Raw genomic sequence first — 23,015 nt, 5'->3', positions numbered from 1 at the left:
GGAGCCGGGCCCGCGGGAAGGCTGCGGCACCGGATTCCGGGGAACGCGCGGGCTTGTCCGCGATTCGGCATCCGAGCGCGCCGGCGCGGAAGTCGGCGCTCGGGAAAGGAGCAACCGGTGCACGCAACAGTCGGCGACCGCATCCACATGCACAGCAACACCGTCGGCCAGGCGGACCGCAGCGGCGAGATCGTCGAGGTCCGCGGCACGGACGGCGAACCGCCGTACGTCGTCCGCTTCGAGGACGGCCACACCAGCCTTGTCTTCCCCGGCCCGGACTCGGTCGTCGAACCGGCCTCCGCCACCCCCGCAAGGGGCGCCCGCAGCTCGTGATCGTCGCCCCGTGAACCGGGTCCGACGCGCAGGTCGGCACGGTCATGCGGCGGCGGCGATCTCCCGGGGCGGGGGCGCCGCGGCAACGCTCGCGGGGCCCGCGCCCCGCGCGCGGACACACGCGCCGCAGATCCGCACCGCCGCTGAGCGCACATCGTCTCCGCGCACAGCGGCGCCGTGCGCACCGGCAGAACTCGCCGCCAAGCCCCACCCGACGGCGAAGACCGGCACCTACACCTCGTCGTCCGGCACCGTATGCATGGCCGCTTCCTCCGCCGTAGCCGCTCCCCCGTCGATCCCGACGTCGTGTGCGACGGTACGCATGCCGCGCAGGCCGTCGTCGAAGTCGACGGAGAGGCGGCCGGTGCGGGCGTCGCCCACCTGGTCGTCGCGGGCTTCGCCGTCACCGTCGGCCAGGTCCCCGATGCCGTCGCCGTCCTCTGCCGCGATGTCGGGGCTTTCGCGGGTCAGGCGCCGGTCGAGGGACTCGCCCGCCTGCTGCTCGTTCTGCGTGGTGCCGTAGTCGAGGACGGCGAGCGGGCGCTCGGGCGGCGAGTAGCCCTCGTCGAGGGTGGCGTCGAGGTCCGCCTCGTCCAGCGCGTTCTCCATGTCCAGAGCGTCGTCGGGAGGGTTGTCGACGCCGCTGTTCACCGGCTGGTAGACATCGTCGCCCCGGGCGTCGTCTGCCATGGTCGCTCCTTCCGCGCCCCGTTCCGTTACTCGCCCGGTACCCCGTGATCGGCCGAATGACGCCCCGCGGTGTTTTCCGGCCCCGTCCCATGGCCCCGTCCCACGGCCCCGCCGCATGGCCACACCAGCCCGATCCGGAACGCCGCAGGTGGCGGGCGCCAGTGCCCCCGATCGTGGGTTCGGTCGTAACCCGGCGGCCGGTAACGCGTTGGACACGGCATGATCAAGCGCACTGTTGCGGCCGGCCTGCTGGTCGGCGGCATTTCCGCGGTTCTTCTGCCCGCCTCGGCCGCCCAGGCGGCCGACATGCCGTTCCCGCCCCCGAACGGCGACTGGACGGCGTCGGACATGCTCCAGCAGGGCACCGGCGAGGTGTTCACCGCGATGGGCGAGACCGTGGCCCCCGTCGGCGACACCCTGGCCCCTGCCACGCAGGCGATGCCGGACCTCCACGCCGCCACGCAGGCGGTGCCGGACCTCGAGACCGCCGCGCAGGCGGTCCCGCACGTCGGCGGCCTGAAGCACGCGGTGCCGCTGCAGAACCCGCTGGGCGGCCTCGGCCTGCCGCAGTGAGCCGCGGCCGGAACCGGAGGCCCGACCGGCCCCGGCATCCGGCCGCTTCGGGAAGCCCCGGCCGCGGTACGGAGAACTCCGTACCGCGGCCGGGGCCTCTCCCGTATCCGCAGGCGAACGGACTCAGAGCAGCTCGCCGAGCGGCACGTCCGGGTCGGCCAAACGGTCCGGGTCGACCGGGCGCTTGGCGGTGATGAGGTCCCGGATCGGGTCGGTGACGTCCCAGACGTTGACGTTCATGCCGGCCAGGACGCGGCCTTCCGCGGTCCAGAAGGCGATGAACTCGCCGGAGGCGGGGTCGCCGCGGAAGACGACGCGGTCGTAGCCGCCGGGGTCGACGTAGCCGCTGTACTCCATGCCCAGGTCGTACTGGTCGGTGAAGAAGTACGGCACCCGGTCGTACACGGCGTCCTTGCCGAGCATCGACTGCGCGGCGACGCGTGGCTGGTTGAGGGCGTTCGCCCAGTGCTCGACACGCAGGTGCTTGCCGAGGAGCGGGTGGAACGCGTTGGCGACGTCGCCGGCCGCGAACACGTCCGGGTCGGAAGTCCGCAGGTGGGCGTCGGTTTTGACGCCGTTGTCGACGGTGAGTCCGGCGGCTTCCGCGAGTGCGGTGTTCGGGATGATGCCGATGCCGACGATGACCGCGTCGGCGTCCACGACCGTGCCGTCGGCGAGCCGGACGCCGGTGACTTTCCCGCCGCTGCCGGTGAACTCCTCGATGCGGACGCCGAGCCGCAGGTCGACCCCGTGCGCCCGGTGCAGGTCGGCGAACACCTGCGCGACTTCCGGCCCGAGCGGCCCGAGCAGCGGCAGCTCCGCGGCCTCCAGCACGGTGATCTCCACCCCGGCGGCCCGTCCCGCGGCGGCGCATTCCAGGCCGATCCAGCCGGCGCCGACGACGGCGACCCGGTCGGCGGCCGCGAAGGTCTCCTTGATGCGGTCGCTGTCCGGGAAACGACGCAGGTAGAGGACACCGTCGAGGTCGGCGCCGGGCACCGGGATACGGCGCGGGCCGGAACCGGTGGCGAGGAGGAGTTTCGCGTACGGGACGGTGCCGCCGTCCGCGAGCGCGACCGTGTGCGCCGCGGGGTCGAAGGCAGTGGCGGCGGTGTCCAGGCGCAGGTCGATGTCGTGCTCGTCGTACCACTCCAGCGGGTGGACGTACGCCTTCTCGCGCTCGTCGGTGCCCAGCAGGTAGCCCTTGGACAGCGGCGGTCTTTCGTACGGGCGTTCGCGTTCGTCGGCGAGCAGCACGACGGGGCCGTCGAACCCTTCGTCGCGAAGTGCCTCGGCGGCCTTGGCACCGGCCAGGCCGCCCCCGACGATGACGAATGCCTGCGTTGCGCTCACTGCGTGCTCCCGATGGCGCGGGGATGGAGGAAGACGGCGGGCCGCCCATGCGCGCCCTCATGCTCCCCTCCCCGCACCGCGCGGGGGCCATGCCACGGACCAGGCAAATCAGTACGACTTGGGCAAACCCAGGCTGTGCTGCGCCACGAAGTTGAGCACCATCTCGCGGCTGACCGGTGCGATGCGCGCGGCGCGGGCCGCGCCGATCATCGCGCCGAGGCCGTATTCGGACGCCAAGCCGTTGCCGCCGTGCGTCTGCACCGCCTGGTCGACGGCGTGGTTGGCGGCTTCGGCGGCCGCGTACTTGGCCATGTTGGCGGCTTCGCCCGCGGCGAGGTCGTCGCCCGCGTCGTAGAGCGCGGCGGCTTTCTGGGTCATCAGGCGGGCGAGTTCGACTTCGACCTTGGCTTGGGCGAGGGGGTGGGCGATGCCTTGGTGGGCGCCGATCGGGACCTTCCACACCGTCCGCGTCCGCGCGTACTCGGCGGCCTTCTCCAGGGCGAGCCGCGCCATGCCGGTGTAGAACGACGCGACCATGATGCGTTCCGGGTTGAGTCCGGCGAAGAGCTGCTGGAGGGCGGCGTCTTCGGAGCCGACGAGGGCGTCGCCGGGGACCCGGACGCCGTCGAGGACGACCTCGAACTGCCGGTCGGTGGCGATCAGGTCCATCGGGATCGGCCGGTAGGTGAAGCCCGGTGTGCCGGTGGGGACGACGAAGAGGGCGGGCTTGAGGCGTCCGGTGCGGGCGTCCTCGAGGCGGCCGACGACGAGGACGGCGTCGGCCTGGTCGACGGCCGAGATGTAGACCTTGCGGCCGGTCAGCACCCAGTCGGTGCCGTCGCGGCGCGCGGTGGTGGTGATGTTGTGCGAGTTGGATCCGGCGTCGGGCTCGGTGATGGCGAAGGCCATCTTGAGGTCCGCGGTGGCGAACCGCGGGAGCAGCGCGTTCTTCTGTTCGTCGGTGCCGAAGCGGGCGATGACGGTCGCGCAGATCGCGGGCGAGACGACCATGAGGAGCAGCGGCACGCCGGCCGCGGCCAGTTCCTCGCAGACCGCGGCGAGGTCGCCGATGCCGCCGCCTCCGCCGCCGTATTCGGCCGGGACGTTGACGCTCAGGTAGCCGAGGGCACCGGCTTCCTGCCACACCTCGGTGGTGTGGCCGCCGCTGCGGGCGAGGTCGAGGTAGTAGCCGTGGCCGTATTTGCGGCCGAGGGCTTGGACGGAGGCGCGCAGTGCAAGGCGTTCGTCGGACTCGGTGAAGCGGGTCACGGTGTCCTGCCTTCCGGTGCGGTGGGAGGTGCGGCGGGAATTTCGGCGGGACTCTCGGCGGGAGGGGTCGCGGCGCCCGGTGCATCAGGCGCGTCGGGGTGCGCGTGGACGATCGCGAGGACCGCACCCATGTCGACCTGCTGCCCGGCGGCGACCGCGATCTCGGAGACGACACCGGCGTGCGGGGCGGTGATGCGGTGCTCCATCTTCATGGCCTCCAGCCACAGCAACGGCTGTCCGGCGGCCACCGGGTCGCCGGGGGCGACGGCGACCCGCAGCACGTTGCCGGGCATCGGCGCCAGCAGCGAGCCTTCGGCGACGGCCGCTTCGGGATCGCGGAACCGCGGCTGCGGCACGAGCGCGGCGCCGCCGAGCGCCGAGTCGACGCACACAAGCCCCGGGTAGCGGGCCACGTCGAAGACCCGCCGGACGCCGCGCACGGTCAGCACGACGCGGTCCGGAGCCGCCTCGGCCACGGAGACGTCGGGGAAGTCGACGGCGGAGTATCCGTCGCGCCCGCCGCGGTAGGCGACCACGTGCTCCTCGTCGCCGATCCGGTACGTCTTCCGCTGCGCCTGCGACGGCACGTTCCGCCACCCGCCGGGCAGTTGCCCGAGGACCTTGGCGTGCGCCCGGTTGTGCGCCGCGTCCGCCAGAGCCGCAGCCAGCGCGGACAGCTGCCGTGTGTCGGCGTCGGCGAGCGGCGCGGCCAGGACGTCGAGCCCGTGCCGGTCGAAGAACGCCGTGTCGGTGTCGCCGGCCAGGAACGCGGGATGGCGCAGGACGTTGACCAGCAGGTCGCGGTTGGTGGCGACGCCGTGGATGCGGGCGGCGGCCAGGGCGCCGGCGAGCGCGCGGGCGGCTTCGGCCCGGGTCGGGGCGTAGGCGACGACCTTGGCGAGCATCGGGTCGTAGTGCACGCTCACCGGGTCGCCGTCGGCGAACCCGGCGTCGAGGCGCACGCCGGGTTCGCGCAGCACGGTGAACGCGGCCGTGGCGCGGGGCACATCGAGGCGGTGCAGGGTGCCGGTCTGCGGCTGCCAGTCGCGGGCCGGGTCCTCGGCGTAGAGGCGGACTTCGAGGGCGTGGCCGTGCGCGGCGGGCTGTTCCGCGGGAAGGCGGTCGCCTTCCGCGATGCGGATCTGCAGGGCGACCAGGTCGAGGCCGGTGGTGCATTCCGTCACGGGGTGTTCGACCTGGAGGCGGGTGTTCATCTCCAGGAAGAAGAACTCCCCGTCGGCGGTGGCGAGGAACTCCACGGTGCCCGCGCCGACATAGCCGATGGCTTCGGCCGCGGTGCGGGCGGCGTCGAAGAGGGCGGCGCGCATGCGGCCGTCGACGAACGGGGACGGGGCTTCCTCGACGACCTTCTGATGCCGGCGTTGGAGTGAGCACTCGCGCTCCCCCACCGCCCAGACGGTGCCGAACCGGTCGGCGAGGATCTGGACTTCGATGTGCCGTCCGGCTTCGACGTAGCGTTCGCAGAACACCGCGGGGTCGCCGAAGGCGGAGGCGGCTTCGGCGCTCGCGCCGGCCACCGCGTCGGCCAGGTCGGCGAGGTCGCGGACGATGCGCATGCCGCGTCCGCCGCCGCCCGCCGAGGCTTTGACGAGGACGGGCAGGTCGGCGGCGGTGACCGCGGCCGGGTCGAGTTCGGGCAGCACGGGCACGCCCGCGTCGGCCATGGTCTTCTTGGCGGCGGTCTTGGAGCCCATCGCGGCGATGGCTTCGGGCGGCGGGCCGATCCAGACCAGCCCGGCGTCGAGCACCGCGCGGGCGAACTCGGCGTTCTCGGACAGGAATCCGTAGCCGGGGTGGACGGCGTCGGCGCCCGCGTCGCGGGCGGCGCGGATCAGCAGGTCGGCGCGCAGGTACGTGTCCCCCGGCGCGCTGCCGGGCAGGCGGACGGCGGCGTCGGCTTCGCGGACGTGCGGCAGGCCGGCGTCCGGGTCCGCGTACACGGCGACCGTGCCGATGCCCAGGTCGGCGCACGTGCGGAAGATCCGGCGGGCGATCTCGCCGCGGTTCGCGGCCAGGACGGCAGTGATGGCGGTGACCATGGGGCGCGGCCTCACATTCGGAAGACGCCGAAGCCTTCGGCGCCTCGGTACGGAGCGTTGTGGATCGCGGACAGGCTCAGCCCGAGCACGGTGCGGGTGTCGCGCGGGTCGACGACGCCGTCGTCGTAGAGCATCCCGGACAGGAACATCGGCATCGACTGGGCTTCGATCTGGCCTTCGACGAGGGCCCGCATGGCGGCGTCGTCGGCGTCGCTGTACGGCTGTCCGCGTCCGGCGGCGGCCTCACGGGCGACGATGGACAGCACGCCGGAGAGTTGCTGCGGGCCCATGACGGCGGATTTGGCGCTGGGCCAGGCGAACAGGAAGCGGGGTTCGTAGGCGCGGCCGCACATGCCGTAGTGGCCTGCCCCGTAGGACGCGCCGACGAGCAGCGAGATGTGCGGGACGGTGGAGTTCGCGACGGCGTTGATCATCATGGCGCCGTGTTTGATGATGCCCTGCTGCTCGTAGTCCTTGCCGACCATGTAGCCGGTCGTGTTGTGCAGGAACAGCAGCGGGGTGTCGGTCTGGTTCGCGAGTTGGATGAACTGGGCGGCTTTCTGGGACTCTTCGCTGAAGAGGACGCCGCGGGCGTTGGCGAGGATGCCGACGGGATACCCGTGGATGTCGGCCCAGCCGGTGACGAGGCTGCCGCCGTAGAGCGGTTTGAACTCGTCGAAGTCGGAGCCGTCGACGATGCGGGCGACGACGTCGCGCGGGTCGAACGGGACCTTCAGGTCGGCGGGGACGATGCCGAGCAACTCGTCCGCGCCGTAGCGCGGTTCCGCGTAGTCGGGCTTCGGTGCGGGTCCGGCTTTGCGGTGGTTGAGCCGGCGGACGATGCCGCGCCCGATGCGGATGGCGTCGGCTTCGTCGGCGGCGAGGTAGTCGGCGAGGCCGGAGCGGCGGGCGTGCATGTCGGCGCCGCCGAGGGATTCGTCATCGGACTCTTCGCCGGTGGCCATCTTGACCAGGGGCGGGCCGCCGAGGAAGACCTTGGCGGCGTACTTGACCATGACGACGTAGTCGGACATGCCGGGCAGGTAGGCGCCGCCCGCCGTCGAGTTGCCGAAGACCAGGGAGATCGTGGGGATGCGCGCGGCCGAGGAGCGGGTCAGGTCGCGGAAGACCCGGCCGCCGGGGATGAAGATCTCCTTCTGCGAGGGCAGGTCGGCGCCGCCGGACTCCACGAGGTTGATCAGCGGGAGCCGGTTCCGCAGGGCGATCTCGGCGGCCCGCAGCACCTTCTTGAGGCTCCACGGGTTCATCGCGCCGCCGCGCACGGTGGGGTCTCCGGCGACGACCATGCATTCGGTGCCTTCGACGACGCCGATGCCGGTGACGACGCTGCCGCCGACGGTGTACTCGCTGCCCCACGCGGCGAGCGGGGACAGTTCGAGGAACGGTGCGTCTTCGTCGAGGAGGAGTTCGATGCGTTCGCGGGCGAGGAGCTTGCCGCGTTTGCGGTGCCGTTCGACGTACTTCGGGCCGCCGCCCGCGAGGGCTTTGGCGTGTTCGGCGTCGATCTCGTCGAGTTTGGCGAGCATCGCGTCGCGGTTGGCGCGGTAGTCGGCGGCGGTCGTGTCGACGGCGGAGTGCAGGGTGGTCACAGCAGGTCCTCCGGGATGTCGGCGTGGCGGGCGCGCAGCCATTCGCCGAGGGCTTTCGCCTGCGGGTCGAAGCGTGCGTGTGCGGCGACGCCTTCGCCGAGCAGGCCGTCGACGACGAAGTTGAGGGCTTTGAGGTTGGCGAACACGTGCCGCTCGACCGGGAGTTCCGCGGTCTCGGGGAGCAGGCGGCGCAGTTCGTCGACGGTCAGATACGCGGCGAGCCACTCCCACGCGGCGTCGGTGCGGGCCCACACGCCCAGGTTGGCGCTGCCGCCCTTGTCGCCGCTGCGGGTGCCGAGGATGAGGCCCAGGGGGACGTGGCGGGTTTTGCCTGGTGGTGCGGGGGTGGGCTGCTTCCGGTCCGCCGTCGGGCGTGGTTCCCGGGTCTCGTGCGGCGGATCGACGGTGATGCGGCGGCCGTCGGGGAGGACGGCGGTGTGCGGGACGTCCTTGGCGTCGACGTACGCCGCGGTGAAGACGCCGTACGGGGCCGCGTCCCCCGGCGGTGCGGTGACGTGGAAGCCCGGGTAGCTCGCCAGGGCGAGTTCCACGGCGGCGCCGGTGAACGCGCGGCCGACGACCGCCGGGTCGGGATCCTTGACGGCGCAGTACAGCAGCGCGCTGGCTTCTTCCTCGGTGGCCGCGTCGGCGTGGTCGGTACGGGCGAGTGTCCAGCGTGTCTCGGCGGGCGGCCGGGCGGCGAGGGCCGCGGCCATTTGGCGTTCCACGAGGTCGGCTTTGGCGGCGATGTCGAGGCCGGTGAGGACGAAGGTGACGGCGTTGCGGTAGCCGCCGATGGTGTTGAGGCCGACTTTGAGCCGGGGAGGCGGCGGGGCGCCGCGGACGCCGCTGATGCGGACGCGGTCGGGGCCGTCGTCGGCGAGTTCGACGGTGTCGAAGCGGGTGGTGACGTCCGGGCCGAGGTAGTCGGCGCCGCCGATCTCGTACAGGAGCTGTGCGGTGACGGTGCCGAGGGTGACGGCGCCGCCGGTGCCGGGGTGCTTGGTGACGACGCTGCTGCCGTCGGCGGCGATCTCCACGAGGGGGAACGCGGGCCGGTCGGGGGCGGCGAGTCCGGTGAGTTCGGTGAGTTCGGTGAAGAAGGCGTAGTTGCCGCCGGTGGCCTGGGGACCGCATTCGATGACGTGGCCGGCCACGACGGCGCCGGCGAGGGCGTCGTAGTCGTCGCGGGCCCAGCCGAAGTGCGCGGCGGCGGGTCCGACGACGAGGGACGCGTCGGTGACCCGGCCGGTGACGACGATGTCGGCGCCGTTCCGCAGGCAGGCGGCGATGCCCCACGCGCCCAGGTAGGCGTGGGCGGCGAGCGGGTCGCCGAGGCCGAGTTCGACGGCGCGCGGGCGCAGGTCGTCGCCTTCGACGTGGGCGATCGCCGCGTCGACGCCGAGTTCGGCGGCGAGCGCGCGGAGCGCGGCGGCGAGGCCGGCCGGGTTGAGGCCGCCCGCGTTGGCGACGATGCGGACGCCGCGGTCTTTGGCGAGGGCGAGGTTGTCCCGCATCTGGCGCAGGAAGGTGGCCGCGTAGCCGCGGTCGGGGTTCTTCAGGCGGTCGCGGGCGAGGATGAGCATGGTGAGTTCGGCGAGGTAGTCGCCGGTCAGGTAGTCCAGGTCGCCGCCGGTCAGCATCTCGCGGACCGCGGACAGGCGGTCGCCGTAGAAGCCCGACGCGTTGCCGATGCGGAGCACTGGTGTCATACGCGCGTTCCTGTTCGTCACCCGGGCGGCACTCGTGGGGCGGACGGAATCTCCGCCGACCCCGATACTTGTGCCCGCCCGGGGCCGCTGCCATGACCGGGACGCGCCGGGTGCGTGACCGTCACGCGCGCGGGTGCGGCCGAACGGCTCAGTGGGTGGGCCGGTATGCGCCCGGCGGGCTCCCCGTCCAGCGCCGGAACGCCCGCCGGAACGCGCTGGCCTCCGAATAGCCCAGCCGCCGGGCGAGGTCCTCGACGGGTTCCTCCCCGCGGGCCAGGCTGGTGATCGCGGCATCGCGCAGGAGTTCCTCGCGGATGCGGCCGACCGAGGTCTTCTCCTCGCGCAGCATCCGGCGCAGGTGCTGGACGCTGACCGCCAGCCGGGCGGCGATCTCGTCCGGCGTCGGCCAGGTCCCGCGCAGGCCGCCTTCGAGGATCTTGCGGACCCGGTCGGCGGTGCTGGAGCCGTGGTCGCGGGTGGCGAAGAAGTTCCCCGGCATCAGGTCGATGTACGCGAGCAGGTCCGCCTCGGACCGCACCACCGGCGCGGCCAGCAGGACACTGTCGAACGTCAACGCGACCCGCTGGGTGCCGAAGAGCGGCATGCGGCCGAGGATCGGGTAGTAGTCGAGGGCGTATGCGGGCTCCGGATAAGGCAGTTCCACGGCCCGTAGGGCGATTCGGCGTCCGATGAGCCACCCGGAGAAGCGGTGCGCCAGGGTCGCGACGACCTCGGCGCCGAGGTGCTCGGGATCGTCCAACGCGGAGACGTCCGCGGCGAGCGTGGTCCGCGCGCCGTCCTCCGTGACGGTGATCCGCGGGACACCCGCCAGCACCGCCGACGCGTCGGCCAGCCGTCCCAGCACCGTCCGCAGGTCGGGCGCGTGGATCAACGACAGTCCGATCAACCGGAACGTCCCCCGCGGCACCCGCGGTCCGAGCCCGAACAGCTCGTCGTCGGTCAGCACCAGCAGCCGTCGCGCCGCCCGCCCGAACTGCCCCACGGTGATCCGCGCTTTGGCATGCCCCGCGACGTCTTCCGGAATCCCGGCCTCCCGCAGCAGCGGAACGACGTCGAGCCCCCGCCGCTCGGCCACCCGCAGCATGCGGTGCACGTAGTGGATGGGCACCGTCTGAGCCGACATATCCGCGGAACTTAGCACCGGTGACGGCTCCGGGAAGTGCGCCGTAAGCTCCCTGCGTGGCTGTGCTCTACGTCGTCGCCGGGGCCGCACCGCCGGTCGCTTCGCTGCGGCGCGCCGTCCCGGCTTTGGTGGATGCGGGCTGGGACGTGTGCGTGACGCTGACACCGACCGCGGCGTCGTGGCTGGCGGACGATCCGGCCGCACTGTCGGCGGTCTGCGGGCGGCCGGTGCGCACCCGGGAGCGGCGGCTCGGCGAAGACCGCCCGTTCCCGGCCGCCGATGCCTGCCTCGCGGCGCCGCTGACGTTCAACACGCTCAACAAATGGGCGTCGGGGATCAGCGACAACGTCGCGCTGGGCACGCTCCACGAGGCGCTCGGCACCGGAGTGCCGGTCGTCGCGGCGCCGTGCTTCAACGACGCGCTCGCCCGGCACCCGCAGGTCGCCCGCAGCGTCGGGACGCTGCGGGGCGCGGGAGTCCGGCTCGTCGGAGATGCCGGCCGTGCCGACGCTGCCGACGGTGTCGCGTGGTGGGACGTGGTCCTGGCCGCGTTCGACGGACGCGGCTGCTGACGTCGACGGGCAGCGGGGGCGCGCGGGCGGGCGCGCCCCCGCCGCCCGGCGGTCAGCCCGCCGCGGGGCGCGGCGGCGCGGTGAAGCCGTACAGGTCGGCCACGTTCTGCTGGGCGATGCGGGTCGCCTCGTCGGTCGGGACGTCGGTCAGCATGCCGCCGAGCATGGTGCGGCTGCGGGGGAAGGTCGACTCGGTGTGCGGGTAGTCGGAGCCGAACATCAGGGTGTCCGTGCCGATGACGTCGCGGTTGCGGATGCCGAGGGCGTCTTCCTGGAAGGACGCGAAGCAGTTGCTGTGCCAGTAGTGGGAGGGCCGGGTGTCGGGGTCGGCGAAGCGGTGCCAGGCGCCGCGCGGAGGGCGGTCGGTGTAGGTGTAGTCCATTTGGTCGAGGAAGAACGGCAGCCAGCTCAGCTCGTGTTCGACCGTGCCGACGCGGAGGCGCGGGTGGCGTTCGAAGACGCCGGACAGGATCAGGTCGCCGAGGGCGGCGCGTACCTGCTGGTCCTTGTTGACGAAGGCGGACGGCGGGACTTCCTTGACGTCGAGGAAGAACTCGCCCGTCCGCGGGTCGGCGCGGTCGGTGCCGACGTGCAGGGACAGCGGCATGCCGAGGTCGGCGGCGGCCTCCCACAGCGGCTCGAAGGCGGGGCTGCGGTAGGGGTTCCACACGGGAGTGCGCACCGGGATCATCGCGCCGGACAGGCCGAGACCGTGGGCGCGGCGCAGCTCGGCGGCGGCTTCGGCCGGGTCGTCGGTGTTGAGCATGGCGATGCCTTTGAGCCGCGCGGGGTCGTGTGCGCAGAAGGCGGCGAGCCAGTCGTTGTAGATCCGGGCCGCGCGGGTGAGGACGGCGCTGTCCGGGACCGCGTAGAGCACGAGGCCTTGGGACGGGTAGAGGACCGAGCCCCAGATGCCGTCGGTTTCGTTCTCGGCGAGGTAGCGGGCGGGGTCGTAGGCGCTGTCGCGGACGTCTTCGAACACGGCGGAGGTGCGGAGTTCGTCGGCGTGGCGTTCGAAGCGGTCGCCGGGTTGGATGCCGAGGAACGACATGGTCTTGCGGCCCGCGACGTACCACCAGTCGCCGTCGGCTTCCCGGACGACGCGCGGGAGTTCGGTGTCGTCGGGGGCGGCGGCGGTCCACAGGTCGGGCGGTTCGATGATGTGCGAGTCGGACGAGACGATCCAGACGTCGTCGGGAAGTCCGTTCGGTGCTGTCGGGCCGGCCATGAGAGTCCTCCGATCGAGTGAGAGGCAGCGGTGAGGTGAGTGACGGCCCGGGTCAGGCGGGCGCCAGCAGGCGTCCCGGCAGCGCGGTCAGTCCCGCCGTTGCGTCGGCGCCGGCGAGGCGGATCGGCGTGCCGTTGACGAGGACGTGCACGAGGCCGGGCGGCGGGTCGGCGACCAGGCGTTCGCCGCCCGCCGGGGCGTCGGCGGTGCGGCGCGGCGGCATGGCGCGCAGTGCGTCCCAGTCGAGGACGGCGATGTCCGCGGCGGCGCCGGCCGCGATCCGGCCGCGGTCGGCGAGGCCGAGCAGCGCGGCGGGTTCGCCGGTGAGCCGGTGGATGCCGGTGGCGACGTCGGTGAGGCCGCGGTCGCGGACCCAGTGGGCGAGGTAGTCGACGGGCATCTGCGCATCGCAGATCTGCCCGGTGTGCGCGCCCGCGTCGGACAGGCCGAGCACGCAGCCCTCGGCGGTGAGCAGCGTGCGCAGCGCGGCCTCGTCGTCGTTGGCGAAGGTGATGCCGAAGCGGGTGCGCAGGTCGTCGTCGAGGGCGAGGTCGATCATGACGGCGAGCGGGTCGGTGCCGCGTTCGGCGGCGAGGTCGGTGACGCGGCGGCCGATCAGGGCCGTATGGGCGGTGCTTTCGGCGATCTCGATGTCGGCCCAGCGGGGGTTCACCCAGGTGCGGCTGTCCAGGTCGCGGAACGCGCGTTCGCGCCACGCCGGGTCGCGGTAGCGGGCGAGGCGTCCGGCGGTGTCGAGCGCGGCGAGTTCGCCCCAGACCGGCACGGAGTAGAACGACGACGGGTCGGCGAGCGAGAAGCGCTGCACGATCGGGCGGCAGGTGACCTGCGGGTGGACGTCCGCGCCGGCTTCGCGTCCGGCCCGGTGCACGGCGAGCTTCTCGGACCAGGGAGCGCGCGGGCTGCCTTCCGGGTAGGTGAGCAGCGCCGACCAGGTGATGGGGCGGCCGAGGCGGGGCTGGAAGTCGTACAGCCACGCGAAGTCCTCGCCGGGCGCGACGTGGCAGATGCCGCGGCCGACCTCCGCGGTGACCGTCATGAGCGCTTCGACCTCGTCCTGCGTGGCGTTCATCGACGGCACGGGGCGGCCGCGGTCGCCGATGTGGAAGCCGCTGCGGTCGGTGGAGAAGCCGAGGGCGCCGGCGCGCAGGGCGTCGGCGACGAGGGTGCGCATGCGGTCGATCTCGTCGGGGGTGGCGGCGCGGTCGTGGGCGGCTTCGCCCATGGCGTGCAGGCGTACCGCGTTGTGGCCGACGTAGCCGCCGAAGTTGATGCCGACGGCGCGGCGGACCCGGCCGAGGTACTCGGGGTAGCTGGTGAACGTCCAGTCGACGCCCGCTTCGAGGGCGGGCAGCGGCATGTCTTCGACGTGTTCGAGGATGCGGAGCAGCGAGCCGCGCATCTCGGGCGGGCACGGCGCCATGGACAGGCCGCAGTTGCCGGCGACGACGCCGGTGACGCCCTGCCAGCTCGTGGGGGTGAGCCACGGGTCCCACAGGACTTGCGGGTCGTAGTGGGTGTGCAGGTCGAGGAAGCCGGGGCAGACGAGCGCGCCCGAGGCGTCGAGTTCGCGCGGGGCGCGGACGGTGGGACCGACGGCGGTGATGCGGCCGGCGGCGATGCCGACGTCGGCGCGGTACGGGGCACCGCCGGTGCCGTCCACGACGGTGCCGCCGCGAATCGCCAACTCGGGTGCGGCACCGGTGGATTCGTGGACGGACACGGGACACCTCCGGATCGGGGCGGGTTTTCGGGCAGCGCGGCTTGCGCGGTGTGCGCGAGTGAAGCAGGATCAGCTGCAATTTCCCATACTTGCAACTTACAAATACGAGGACGTGGGCCGATGGGGCCGACCGGGCAGGACGTGGGGACCGCGGCGCCCGAGGACGTCTGGGACGCCATCGGCACCCGGCTCGTCGACGCCGTGCTGCAGCTGCGCCGCAGCCGGCCGAGCAAGCTCCTCCAGCGCGACCTGTACCTGGTGGACGGCACGGAGCTGACCCCGGTGCAGGTCGACGCCCTGGAGTGCCTGGCGACGCGCGGCGACTGGCGCATGCACGAACTGGCCGCCCGGCTGGGTGTGGACCCGTCCACGGCGACCCGGACGGCCGACCCGCTGGTCCGCCTGGGCCTCGCCGAACGCGCCCCGGACCCGGCGAACCGCCGCTACGTCGTGGTCCGCCTCACCGCCGCGGGCCGCGGCGTGACCGCCCGGATCACCGGCGCGCGGCTCGCCCTCATGCGCGAGGTGCTGGCGCCCATGGCGCCGGACGACCGGCTCCGGCTCACCGAGCTGCTCGGCCGCTACATCGACCTGGTCGAGGCGTACGCGGAAGGCACCCGCTGACCGGCCCCGATTTGCTTGACTAAGTCTTGTATATGTGGTCCCATGCGGCATGCTCCGCGGCACCGCGGGGCGCGCACCACGGCCCCCCGGTCGAGAGGAACCACGGCACAGCATGAGCGAGCAGAACGGCGCCTTCCGCCCCAAGACGTCGACCCGCGACGCCAGCGAAGCCCGCGCGGCCTTCGCCGACTGGCTGCGCGCCCGCACCGCGGACCCCGCGGCCGAGGTCCTCGACCTGGCCAGCCCGTCCGCCAACGGCATGTCCAGCGAAACGCTGCTGGTGACCGTGCGCACCACCGCGGGCGGCGAACGGCGCCTCGTCGTGCGGCTCGCCCCGCCGGAAGGCGCGGTGCCGGTGTTCCCGACGTACGACCTCGCGGGCCAGTTCGAGACGATGCGCCTGGTCGGCGAACTCACCGACGTGCCGGTGCCACCGGTGCTGTGGCACGAGCCCGACGCGGGGCCGCTGGGCACGCCGTTCTTCGTGATGGAGCGCCGCGACGGGCGCGTGCCGCCCGACGTCATGCCGTACGTGTACGGCTCCTGGGTCACCGAACTGCCGGAATCCGACCGGGCGCGCATGCAGGACACGACCGTCGCGACGATCGCCGCCCTGCACGCCATCCCGGACGCCGCGACCCGGTTCGCGCTCCTCGACCGCGAACCGGCCGACGGCCGGTCCACGCTGCGCCGCCACGTCGACGCGACGCGGGCGTACGCCGACTGGGCGATGACGGACCACCCGTCCCCGCTCATCGAGCGCGGGTTCGCCTGGCTGGAGGCGAACTGGCCCGCGGAGGAAGGCCCGACGGTGCTGTCGTGGGGCGACTCGCGGGTCGGCAACATCATGTACGGCGAGCCGGTCCCGGAGCCGGTCGCGGTGCTGGACTGGGAGATGGCCGCGCTCGGCGTGCCGGAACTCGACCTGGCGTGGCTGGCGTACCTGCACCGCATGTTCCAACTCGGCGCCGAAGCCCGCGGCATAGCCGGGCTGCCGGACTTCCTGCGGTGGCCCGACATCGCCGACCGGTACCGCGAACTCAGCGGCTACCAGCCGCGCGACGAGGACTTCTACCGCGCGTATTCATCGCTGCGGATGGCGGTCATCACGCTGCGGACGCAGTTGCGGGCGGTGCACTTCGGGGAGATCCCGATGCCGGACGACGTGGACGATCTGATCCGCGCGCGGTCGGATCTGCCTGGGCTGATCGGCGGTTGATCCGCGGTCGATCCGCGGCTCCGCTGCCGTCGCTCCGCCATTGACTATATGAACGTGGGTGCGGGGCAAGGGGATTGACCCGCACCGTGATCGTGGTTGCTGTGTCATTGCTCACTACACGCATCCGCAACCGCACTGTCTGCGTGTCGCGTAGGTGGATCTTGTGCGGTGCTTCCGCCGTACGAGATCCACCGAACGGAGTCCCCCCAGATGCGTCCCCACGTTCTCCGCCGCCCCGTCGTCGCCCTCGCCGCGGGTGCCGCGCTCGTCCTCGGCGCGACCGCGTGTTCGTCCGACGACAAGAAGTCCGACGACAGCAAGGCGGCGGCGTCGACACCCGCCGCGCAGCCGTCCGCGCCGGCCGCCACCTCGGCGTCGGCCGCGGGTTCCGACACGCCGTCGACCGCCGCCACCGGCGGCACCGGGAAACCGGCCGGCGGCGCGACCCCGTCCGCCAAGCCGGCGCAGACCGGCACGCCGGCCGGCAGCGGCACCGAGCGGACCCTGGAAGGCGCGGTCAAGTACCTGGCGCCCGGCAAGTACACGATCGACGACCAGGAGTTCCTCCTCGCCGCCGACACCAAGGTCACCGGCGGCGGGGCGATGTGCCCGGGCCCCGGCGGCATGAGCAGCAAGGACGCCAAGGGCTACGGCAACGTGCCGTGCACCGGCGACAAGTTCGAGGCGACGGCCAAGGACGCCGTGCAGTACGCCTTCATCGTCAAGGTCACCCTCGACAAGAACGGGATCGCCAACACGATCACCGAGAAGATCGGCTGACCCGCACATACCGCCGACACCTGCCGACACCCGGCAGGCAGCCTGGGCCGTGCCCGGTGTGACGATCCACCGGACACGGCCTAAAGCGGCACGGTGAGTTGCCGCTGGATGTGCGCGCGCAGGGTGCCGGCCATGTCCGTGGCCGGGTCGTACAGCCACTGGACCTGAAGCCCGTCCATCAGCGCCAGCAGCTGCCGGGCGGCCGTGGCCGGGTCGACGCCCGCCACGAGGTGGCCTTGCTCGCGGGCGTGCTCGTAAGCCGCCGTCGTCGCGGCGATCACCTTGCGGTAGCGCTCGGCGAAGAACGTATGCGCGGGATGATCCGGCGTCGTCGCCTCCGCCGCCAAGGACGTGAACAAGTCCACGACGACGCGCCGGTCCGCGTTCAGGGCGGCGATCTCCACCAGCCGCCGCAGCCCCTCCACACCCACCGGGTCGTCCGCGGCCATGCGCGCGCTGTCGTCCTCGTCGCGCTGCTCCAGCACCGCCAGCAAGAGCGCTTCCTTGGTCGGGAAGTGGTACTTCAGACCGGGATGGGACACGCCGCAGCGTGCGGCGATCTCCCGCAGGGACGTCCCCCGGTAGCCGGACTCGCCGAACAGGGCGACGGCCTTCTCCAGGATCTCGCGCTGCCGGGCGCGCCCGTTGGCATATCCGCGGTTCGCTTCGGCGGTCATCGTCGGTCGGCTCGCTTCCTCGCCCGGGTAAGGGGACATGCGGATTCTCTCCCAGGGGTACCGGGATCTCCCGACCACCCGGCGTTCAGGATCTCCTGCCCTCCTCGCATCCGGGGCCGCCCGGGCCCTGGGCAGAATTTCTACCATGTGGTAAGTATTGCTCGACAGCCAGGCCGAGCCGGGCAGGCGGGACACCGACCGCCTGCCTTCCTTCGGCCCGCCGCCTGCCACCACGGAGGAAACGCATGACGACCACACCTGCGCGGCTGGACATCCCCAAGCTGCTTGCCGAGCTCACCCTGGAAGAGAAGGCCGCCCTCCTCGACGGCTCGGACTTCTGGCACACCGAACCGATCGAGCGGCTCGGCATCCCCGCGCTGATGGTCACCGACGGCCCGCACGGCCTGCGCAAGCAGCCGGAGGAGGGCGACCACCTCGGCCTGCTGGACAGCGTCGAGGCCACGTGCTTCCCGCCCGCCGCGGGCCTCGCCTCCTCCTGGGACACCGGGCTGCTCGCCCGGGTCGGCGAGGCGCTGGGCCGCGAGTGCCGCAGCGAGCGCGTATCGGTGCTGCTCGGCCCGGGCGTCAACATGAAGCGCTCGCCGCTGTGCGGCCGCAACTTCGAGTACTTCTCCGAAGACCCGCTGCTGGCCGGCGAGTTGGGCGCGGCGCTGGTGAACGGCCTCCAGTCGCAGGGCGTCGGCGCCTCGCTGAAGCACTACATGGCCAACAACCAGGAGACCGACCGCATGACGGTCTCCGCCGACATGGACGAGCGCACCAAGCGCGAGATCTACCTGCCGGCGTTCGAGACGGTCGTCCGCAAGGCGCAGCCGTGGACGATCATGTCCTCGTACAACCGCCTCAACGGCACCTACGTCGCGGAGAGCCGCGAACTGCTGACCGAGATCCTGCGCGACGAATGGGGCTTCGAAGGCCTCGTGGTGTCCGACTGGGGCGGCGTCAGCTCGCGCCCGGAGTGCGTGGCGGCGGGCCTGGACCTGGAGATGCCGTCGTCCGGCGGTGCGGGTACGGCGCTGATCCTCGACGCGGTACGCGACGGCCGCCTCGCCGAGGCCGACGTCGACCTCGCCGTCACCCGCGTCCTCACGCTGGTCGACCGCTCGCTGCCGGCGCTGGCCGCGGGGGCGGAGGCGTACGACGCGGACGCGCACCACGCGCTCGCCCGCGAAGCGGCCGCCGCGTCCGCGGTGCTGCTGAAGAACGAGGGCGGCATCCTCCCCCTCGACGCGGACAACGGCGGGACCGTCGCCGTCATCGGCGAGTTCGCCCGCACCCCGCGCTACCAGGGCGCCGGGTCGTCGCAGGTCAACCCGACCCGCGTGGACAGCGCCCTGGACGCGCTGCGCGCCGCGCTGGAAGGCCGCCGCGAGGTCGCCTTCGCCGCGGGCTACGCGATCGAGTCGGAAGCCGCGGACCCCGCGCTCGTCGCCGAAGCGGTCGCCGCGGCCTCGGCCGCCGACGTCGCCGTGCTGTTCCTCGGCCTGCCGCCGTCGTACGAGTCCGAGGGCTACGACCGCGCCCACATGGACCTGCCCGCCCATCAGGTCGAGCTGCTGCACGCCGTCGCCGACGCCAACGCCCGGGTCGTCGTCGTGCTGTCCAACGGCTCCGTCGTGTCCGTCGCACCCTGGCAGGACCGCGCCTCCGCCGTCCTCGAAGCCTGGCTCCTGGGCCAGGCCGGCGGCAGCGCCGTCGCGGACCTCCTGCTCGGCGCCGCCAACCCGTCCGGCCGCCTCGCCGAGACCGTCCCGGTGCGGTACGAGGACAACCCCACGATCGGCTCCTTCCCCGGCGAACTCGGCCACGTCCGCTACGCCGAGGGCCTGCTCATCGGCTACCGCTGGTACGACGCGCACCGCATGCCGGTCGCCTACCCGTTCGGCCACGGCCTCTCGTACACGGACTTCCGCTACGACGGGCTCACCGTCACCGTCGAGGACGGCGCCGACCCGCGGGCGACGGTGACCCTCACGGTCACCAACACCGGCGACCGCACCGGCACCGAGACCGTGCAGGTCTACGTGACCGACCCGGAGTCCGGCGTCTACCGCCCGGAGCAGGAACTCCGCGCCTTCACCCGCGTCACCCTCGCCCCCGGCGAGAGCGCGCCGGTGGAACTCGTCCTGGAACGCCGTGCGTTCGCCTTCTGGCACCCGACGGTGAACGCCTGGACGGTCGAGGGCGGGGCGTTCGGCATCCGCGTCGGCTCCTCGTCGCGCGACATCCGCTGCGAAACCGTCGTCGACCTCGCCGGCGACGGCCTGCGGCTGCCCCTCGCCGCGGACTCCACGGCCGAACAGTGGCTGGCCCACCCGGACGCCGGCGCCTGGCTCCGCTCCACCTTCGGCGACTCCCCGCTGGCCGCCGCCCTCGGCGACCCGGACCACGGCCAGATGCTGCGCGCCATCCCCCTGTCCCGCCTCGCCCGCTTCCCCGGATTCCCGGTGAACGACGTCACGATCGCCGAGGCGCTCGAGAAGTTCAACGGGACGCAGCGCTGATTCGCGGGGGTTCGACGCCGGGGCTGTCCCGGTGATTCACGGGGCCGCCCGGCAGCACTCGGTGCTGCCGGGCGGCCCTTTCGCGTCGTCCGAGCTGGTCGCCGTGCGGACTCAGGCCACGTTCCGCGGGCGGAACTGGACGCTGATGCGCGGGCCCGCCGCCCGGGTGGTCTTCGGGACGGCGTGCTCCCACGTGCGCTGGCAGGAGCCGCCCATGACGACCAGGTCGCCGTGCCCCAGCGGCAGGCGCAGGGGCTCGGCGTCGGCGTCCCGGCGGCAGGGGCGCAGCGCGAGGTCGCGGGGCGCGCCGAGGGACACGATGGCCACCATCGTGTCCTCGCGGGCGCCGCGGCCGATGCGGTCGCCGTGCCAGGCGACGCTGTCGCGGCCGTCGCGGTAGAGGCACAGGCCGGCACTGACGAAGGGCTCGCCGAGTTCCGGTGCGTAGTGCGCGGACAGGGCGTCCCGCATGCGCGCCAGTTCGGGGGCGGGGAGCGGCTCGTCCACCGGGTAGTAGGCGAGCAGCCGGGGGACGTCGACGACGCGGTCGTACATCTGCCGCCGTTCGGCCTGCCACGGGACCTCGTCGGCAAGACGCTCGAACAGCGCGTCGGCGCCCGTGATCCATCCACGCCGGACGTCCACCCACGCCCCGTCGACCAGCCGTGTCCGCACGGTGCCGGCGAGCGAGCCGATGCGGATCTCGTCGCCTTGGTCGAGCAGGGAGGCCTGGAGGTAAACGGACATACAGCCGATGTTAGCTCATGAAGTCGAACACACGTTCTAGGCGTGAGGTGAGTCCCGCTACCCGAGACAACGCCGCCGCCGCGCAGCAGGTCACCGCTCACGTGTTTCGGATACGCCCTTCAGAGCTTCGGCTCCAACCCGGCCTTCCGCCCCACGCGCTGCTCCCCGGTGCCGGTCGCCCGGGCAACGGGCACGGCCGAGGCCCGGTTCTCACGCGCCGCGCCGTTCTCGACCGGCGGCCCGGCGAAGCCGATCGTGGGCGGGATCTCGGTACCGGAACCGCGGGACTTGCCGGGTTCCGATGTCGTCGGCCGTGCTCCGGGCGACGCGGGCCGCTCCGTCGGCGCGGACTTCCCGGGGGCGCCCTTGTCGGCATGGAACCCGGCGGCGAACCCGCGATCGGGCCGGAACGACAGCGGTTCGCGTTCCGGAGCCGTCCGCGTGACGGCCAACGGACGGAACTGGCTCACCGGCCCGTCGTCGGCCTGGAACCCCAACGGGTGGAACAGGCCGTCGATGTCGCGCCGTCCGGCGAACGGCACGGGAGGCACGAACCCGGCCGTCAGTTCTCCGTCCTGGTCGGTCAGGGGGTTGAACGCCCCGGGGTCGTCGGGCACTCCCGCGGCAATCTGCTCGTTCGAACGGAAGCCGACCCCGCCGCGCAACCCGGCCCCCTGCTGCCCGCGCTCGGCCACGGCCCGGTCCGGCTGGACGGCAGGGCGCCGCGGCTCCTCCACGTCCGCCTGGGCGCCATCGGGCTCGGGAACTTCCTGGGGTGCGTCTTCAGGTGCGTCGCTCATGAAACGATCTTGCGCCGCCCGATGATCTTCCCGCCGGGTCAAGTCCCATCGACGCGGAATCCGCGCCGCGCCCGCGGCGGGCGGTCAGCAGTGGTCTTCGACGTGGAGCATGCGGCGATCGGGACCGGCACGGAACTCGTGCGCCAGATAGCGGCCCGACGAGTTTCCGTCCGGGCCGCGGTACCCGTCCTTGAGCCGCGGCCACAGCGCCGGGCGTTCGGACTCGGGCAGCGACCGGGGGCTGGTGCCGCCCATGTCGCCCCACACGACCGGTGTCGCCCGGTCCTTGACGAGGCGTCGGACGACGCGCAGGTCGAGGCGCTTGCGGTGCAGCGTCCACGCGACCCCGTGTTCGTCGACGAGGGCGACCGGGCCGTCGAGGGCGTCGGGGTTCGCGGGGAAGCGTTGCATGGGCGGAGTCTCGCGGCAGCCTGCCGCGGACGCGCGGGTGCGGGCCGGCGCCGTCGCGGATGACCGGGGCGGCGCCGGGCGGGGTGGGTCAGGTCAGGTGGGTGGTGGCGTAGGTCTGGATGGCGTCGCGTTGGTAGGCGGCCAGGCCCGGGGCGATCGACTCGTAGGCGGCGCGCCAGGCTTCGTTGTCCACGCAGGCGCGGCCGATGGCGCGGTATTCCTCGGCGGAGACGGCGCGCATCTCGGCCAGCATGCGGTACTGGGCGTCCATTTCGGCCTGGACGGGGGCGGCGTCGGCCGGGTGGCCCGCGACCATGAGTTCGGCGAGGCGGATCATCTGCGCGGTGCGTACGCGGTGGCCCTCGTCGGCATCGGCCTGGGTCATGGTGGCGGCTCGGCGTCCGACCTCCGCGGCGAGGTCGGGGAAGTCGCGCATGTTGGCCTCGTAGTCCGAGGGCCGCACGCCTTCGAAGAGGTTCTCCGGTCGGTTGATGGTCACGGGGTGGCCGTCCTTCCTGGACTGCTCCAGTTCGGCGATCGTGCGGGAGACGGTCCCGGCCAGGGCGTCGAGCCGATCGCGTTCCGCGAGCAGCCGACGGTGGTGGGTCCGCAGGGCGTCCACCTCGTCGACCTGCTCGCTCAGGATGCGGCCGATCTCCGGTAGGCCGACGCCCAAGGCCCGCAGCACGAGGATCTGCTGCAATCGCAGCAGCTGCTTCTCCGCGTAGTAGCGGTGCCCGTTGGCGCCGATCCGGGCCGGTGGGAGGAGGCCGGTCGCGTCGTAGTGGCGCAAGGTCCGGGCGGTGACGCCCGCCATGCGGGCCACCTCCGCGATCGGCCAGTCCATCACCGCTCCTGCCCGCTGGGTCGCCGGGCCGGTCGTTCCGGCCCTGGTCACGACGTTAGGAGCTGCCGCAGCGGCAACTTCAACCCCGCGAGCCGGTGCG

General features: G+C 72.9%; 21 protein-coding genes. 7 read left to right on the top strand and 14 right to left on the bottom strand.

Annotation, left to right across the window (positions count from 1 at the left end):
* Window positions 1-117: 117 nt before the first annotated feature.
* The gene (locus ABEA93_RS15800) at window positions 118-333 is read left to right on the top strand and encodes a DUF1918 domain-containing protein (protein ID WP_345676170.1); all 216 of its coding nucleotides are present in this window, start codon (window positions 118-120) and stop codon (window positions 331-333) included.
* 231 nt (window positions 334-564) lie between these two features.
* On the opposite strand, the gene ABEA93_RS15795 is transcribed toward ABEA93_RS15800, so the two are convergent.
* Window positions 565-1,023, bottom strand: a complete 459-nt coding sequence (locus ABEA93_RS15795; protein ID WP_345676169.1) for a DUF5709 domain-containing protein — start codon at window positions 1,021-1,023, stop codon at window positions 565-567.
* A 219-nt stretch (window positions 1,024-1,242) separates the two neighbouring features.
* Here ABEA93_RS15795 and ABEA93_RS15790 point away from each other — a divergent pair, with 219 nt between their 5' ends.
* The gene (locus ABEA93_RS15790) at window positions 1,243-1,596 is read left to right on the top strand and encodes a hypothetical protein (RefSeq protein WP_345676168.1); all 354 of its coding nucleotides are present in this window, start codon (window positions 1,243-1,245) and stop codon (window positions 1,594-1,596) included.
* A gap of 123 nt (window positions 1,597-1,719) precedes the next feature.
* Here ABEA93_RS15790 and ABEA93_RS15785 read toward each other — a convergent pair whose 3' ends face one another.
* The 6 genes from ABEA93_RS15785 to ABEA93_RS15760 all read right to left on the bottom strand — a co-directional run bounded on the left by ABEA93_RS15785 (window position 1,720) and on the right by ABEA93_RS15760 (window position 10,744).
* Complete coding sequence (locus ABEA93_RS15785; protein ID WP_345676167.1) at window positions 1,720-2,949, bottom strand: NAD(P)/FAD-dependent oxidoreductase; 1,230 nt, start codon at window positions 2,947-2,949, stop codon at window positions 1,720-1,722.
* 108 nt (window positions 2,950-3,057) lie between these two features.
* Window positions 3,058-4,218, bottom strand: a complete 1,161-nt coding sequence (locus tag ABEA93_RS15780; RefSeq protein WP_345676166.1) for an acyl-CoA dehydrogenase family protein — start codon at window positions 4,216-4,218, stop codon at window positions 3,058-3,060.
* A complete protein-coding gene (locus ABEA93_RS15775) occupies window positions 4,215-6,278 on the bottom strand; it encodes an acetyl/propionyl/methylcrotonyl-CoA carboxylase subunit alpha (protein ID WP_345676165.1) in 2,064 nt (687 codons plus the stop codon). Before ABEA93_RS15775 ends, ABEA93_RS15780 begins: the two co-directional genes overlap by 4 nt.
* A gap of 11 nt (window positions 6,279-6,289) precedes the next feature.
* A complete protein-coding gene (locus ABEA93_RS15770; protein WP_345676164.1) occupies window positions 6,290-7,888 on the bottom strand; it encodes an acyl-CoA carboxylase subunit beta in 1,599 nt (532 codons plus the stop codon).
* A complete protein-coding gene (locus ABEA93_RS15765; protein ID WP_345676163.1) occupies window positions 7,885-9,600 on the bottom strand; it encodes an acyclic terpene utilization AtuA family protein in 1,716 nt (571 codons plus the stop codon). Before ABEA93_RS15765 ends, ABEA93_RS15770 begins: the two co-directional genes overlap by 4 nt.
* 148 nt (window positions 9,601-9,748) lie before the next feature.
* A complete protein-coding gene (locus ABEA93_RS15760; protein WP_345676162.1) occupies window positions 9,749-10,744 on the bottom strand; it encodes an AraC family transcriptional regulator in 996 nt (331 codons plus the stop codon).
* Window positions 10,745-10,800: 56 nt separating this feature from the next.
* Between ABEA93_RS15760 and ABEA93_RS15755 the strand changes: the two genes are divergently transcribed.
* Window positions 10,801-11,316 (top strand): flavoprotein, encoded by a 516-nt coding sequence (locus ABEA93_RS15755; RefSeq protein ID WP_345676161.1) that lies wholly within the window; start codon window positions 10,801-10,803, stop codon window positions 11,314-11,316.
* Between the two features lie 52 nt (window positions 11,317-11,368).
* Here the strand turns inward: ABEA93_RS15755 and ABEA93_RS15750 are convergent, their stop codons facing one another.
* Complete coding sequence (locus ABEA93_RS15750; RefSeq protein ID WP_345676160.1) at window positions 11,369-12,544, bottom strand: amidohydrolase family protein; 1,176 nt, start codon at window positions 12,542-12,544, stop codon at window positions 11,369-11,371.
* A gap of 52 nt (window positions 12,545-12,596) precedes the next feature.
* A complete protein-coding gene (locus tag ABEA93_RS15745; protein ID WP_345676159.1) occupies window positions 12,597-14,285 on the bottom strand; it encodes an N-acyl-D-amino-acid deacylase family protein in 1,689 nt (562 codons plus the stop codon).
* A 120-nt stretch (window positions 14,286-14,405) separates the two neighbouring features.
* Between ABEA93_RS15745 and ABEA93_RS15740 the strand changes: the two genes are divergently transcribed.
* The 3 genes from ABEA93_RS15740 (at window position 14,406) to ABEA93_RS15730 (ending at window position 16,908) form a co-directional block, all read left to right on the top strand.
* A complete protein-coding gene (locus ABEA93_RS15740; protein ID WP_345676158.1) occupies window positions 14,406-14,909 on the top strand; it encodes a MarR family winged helix-turn-helix transcriptional regulator in 504 nt (167 codons plus the stop codon).
* A 112-nt stretch (window positions 14,910-15,021) separates the two neighbouring features.
* Complete coding sequence (locus ABEA93_RS15735; protein ID WP_345676157.1) at window positions 15,022-16,128, top strand: phosphotransferase family protein; 1,107 nt, start codon at window positions 15,022-15,024, stop codon at window positions 16,126-16,128.
* Between the two features lie 210 nt (window positions 16,129-16,338).
* Entirely contained in the window at window positions 16,339-16,908 is a 570-nt protein-coding gene (locus tag ABEA93_RS15730; RefSeq protein ID WP_345676156.1) for a hypothetical protein, read from the top strand.
* Between the two features lie 80 nt (window positions 16,909-16,988).
* Here ABEA93_RS15730 and ABEA93_RS15725 read toward each other — a convergent pair whose 3' ends face one another.
* A complete protein-coding gene (locus tag ABEA93_RS15725; protein ID WP_345676322.1) occupies window positions 16,989-17,585 on the bottom strand; it encodes a TetR/AcrR family transcriptional regulator in 597 nt (198 codons plus the stop codon).
* A gap of 245 nt (window positions 17,586-17,830) precedes the next feature.
* Here ABEA93_RS15725 and ABEA93_RS15720 point away from each other — a divergent pair, with 245 nt between their 5' ends.
* Window positions 17,831-20,110, top strand: a complete 2,280-nt coding sequence (locus tag ABEA93_RS15720; RefSeq protein ID WP_345676155.1) for a glycoside hydrolase family 3 C-terminal domain-containing protein — start codon at window positions 17,831-17,833, stop codon at window positions 20,108-20,110.
* A 111-nt stretch (window positions 20,111-20,221) separates the two neighbouring features.
* On the opposite strand, the gene ABEA93_RS15715 is transcribed toward ABEA93_RS15720, so the two are convergent.
* The 4 genes from ABEA93_RS15715 to ABEA93_RS15700 form a co-directional block, all read right to left on the bottom strand.
* Window positions 20,222-20,857, bottom strand: a complete 636-nt coding sequence (locus ABEA93_RS15715) for an alpha-ketoglutarate-dependent dioxygenase AlkB (RefSeq protein WP_345676154.1) — start codon at window positions 20,855-20,857, stop codon at window positions 20,222-20,224.
* A gap of 119 nt (window positions 20,858-20,976) precedes the next feature.
* Window positions 20,977-21,657 (bottom strand): hypothetical protein, encoded by a 681-nt coding sequence (locus ABEA93_RS15710; protein ID WP_345676153.1) that lies wholly within the window; start codon window positions 21,655-21,657, stop codon window positions 20,977-20,979.
* Between the two features lie 84 nt (window positions 21,658-21,741).
* Window positions 21,742-22,068 (bottom strand): hypothetical protein, encoded by a 327-nt coding sequence (locus tag ABEA93_RS15705; RefSeq protein ID WP_345676152.1) that lies wholly within the window; start codon window positions 22,066-22,068, stop codon window positions 21,742-21,744.
* 88 nt (window positions 22,069-22,156) lie between these two features.
* Window positions 22,157-22,915 carry a MerR family transcriptional regulator gene (locus tag ABEA93_RS15700; protein ID WP_345676151.1) on the bottom strand — a complete coding sequence of 253 codons (759 nt, stop codon included), beginning with the start codon at window positions 22,913-22,915 and terminating at the stop codon, window positions 22,157-22,159.
* Between the last annotated feature and the right edge of the window lie 100 nt (window positions 22,916-23,015).

The organism is Yinghuangia aomiensis, assembly GCF_039542225.1.
GTDB lineage: Bacteria > Actinomycetota > Actinomycetes > Streptomycetales > Streptomycetaceae > Yinghuangia > Yinghuangia aomiensis.
This window is presented reverse-complemented; position numbering and strand designations above follow the sequence as displayed.

Excerpts from the sequence above, each read along its gene's own strand:
- ABEA93_RS15725 (WP_345676322.1), bottom strand. The coding sequence starts at position 17,585 with ATGACCGCCGAAGCGAACCGCGGATATGCCAACGGGCGCGCCCGGCAG.
- ABEA93_RS15720 (WP_345676155.1), top strand. The coding sequence starts at position 17,831 with ATGACGACCACACCTGCGCGGCTGGACATCCCCAAGCTGCTTGCCGAG.
- ABEA93_RS15795 (WP_345676169.1), bottom strand. The coding sequence starts at position 1,023 with ATGGCAGACGACGCCCGGGGCGACGATGTCTACCAGCCGGTGAACAGC.
- ABEA93_RS15710 (WP_345676153.1), bottom strand. The coding sequence starts at position 21,657 with ATGAGCGACGCACCTGAAGACGCACCCCAGGAAGTTCCCGAGCCCGAT.
- ABEA93_RS15735 (WP_345676157.1), top strand. The coding sequence starts at position 15,022 with ATGAGCGAGCAGAACGGCGCCTTCCGCCCCAAGACGTCGACCCGCGAC.
- ABEA93_RS15715 (WP_345676154.1), bottom strand. The coding sequence starts at position 20,857 with ATGTCCGTTTACCTCCAGGCCTCCCTGCTCGACCAAGGCGACGAGATC.
- ABEA93_RS15790 (WP_345676168.1), top strand. The coding sequence starts at position 1,243 with ATGATCAAGCGCACTGTTGCGGCCGGCCTGCTGGTCGGCGGCATTTCC.
- ABEA93_RS15705 (WP_345676152.1), bottom strand. The coding sequence starts at position 22,068 with ATGCAACGCTTCCCCGCGAACCCCGACGCCCTCGACGGCCCGGTCGCC.
- ABEA93_RS15730 (WP_345676156.1), top strand. The coding sequence starts at position 16,339 with ATGCGTCCCCACGTTCTCCGCCGCCCCGTCGTCGCCCTCGCCGCGGGT.
- ABEA93_RS15760 (WP_345676162.1), bottom strand. The coding sequence starts at position 10,744 with ATGTCGGCTCAGACGGTGCCCATCCACTACGTGCACCGCATGCTGCGG.
- ABEA93_RS15740 (WP_345676158.1), top strand. The coding sequence starts at position 14,406 with ATGGGGCCGACCGGGCAGGACGTGGGGACCGCGGCGCCCGAGGACGTC.
- ABEA93_RS15750 (WP_345676160.1), bottom strand. The coding sequence starts at position 12,544 with ATGGCCGGCCCGACAGCACCGAACGGACTTCCCGACGACGTCTGGATC.
- ABEA93_RS15775 (WP_345676165.1), bottom strand. The coding sequence starts at position 6,278 with ATGGTCACCGCCATCACTGCCGTCCTGGCCGCGAACCGCGGCGAGATC.
- ABEA93_RS15700 (WP_345676151.1), bottom strand. The coding sequence starts at position 22,915 with ATGGACTGGCCGATCGCGGAGGTGGCCCGCATGGCGGGCGTCACCGCC.
- ABEA93_RS15765 (WP_345676163.1), bottom strand. The coding sequence starts at position 9,600 with ATGACACCAGTGCTCCGCATCGGCAACGCGTCGGGCTTCTACGGCGAC.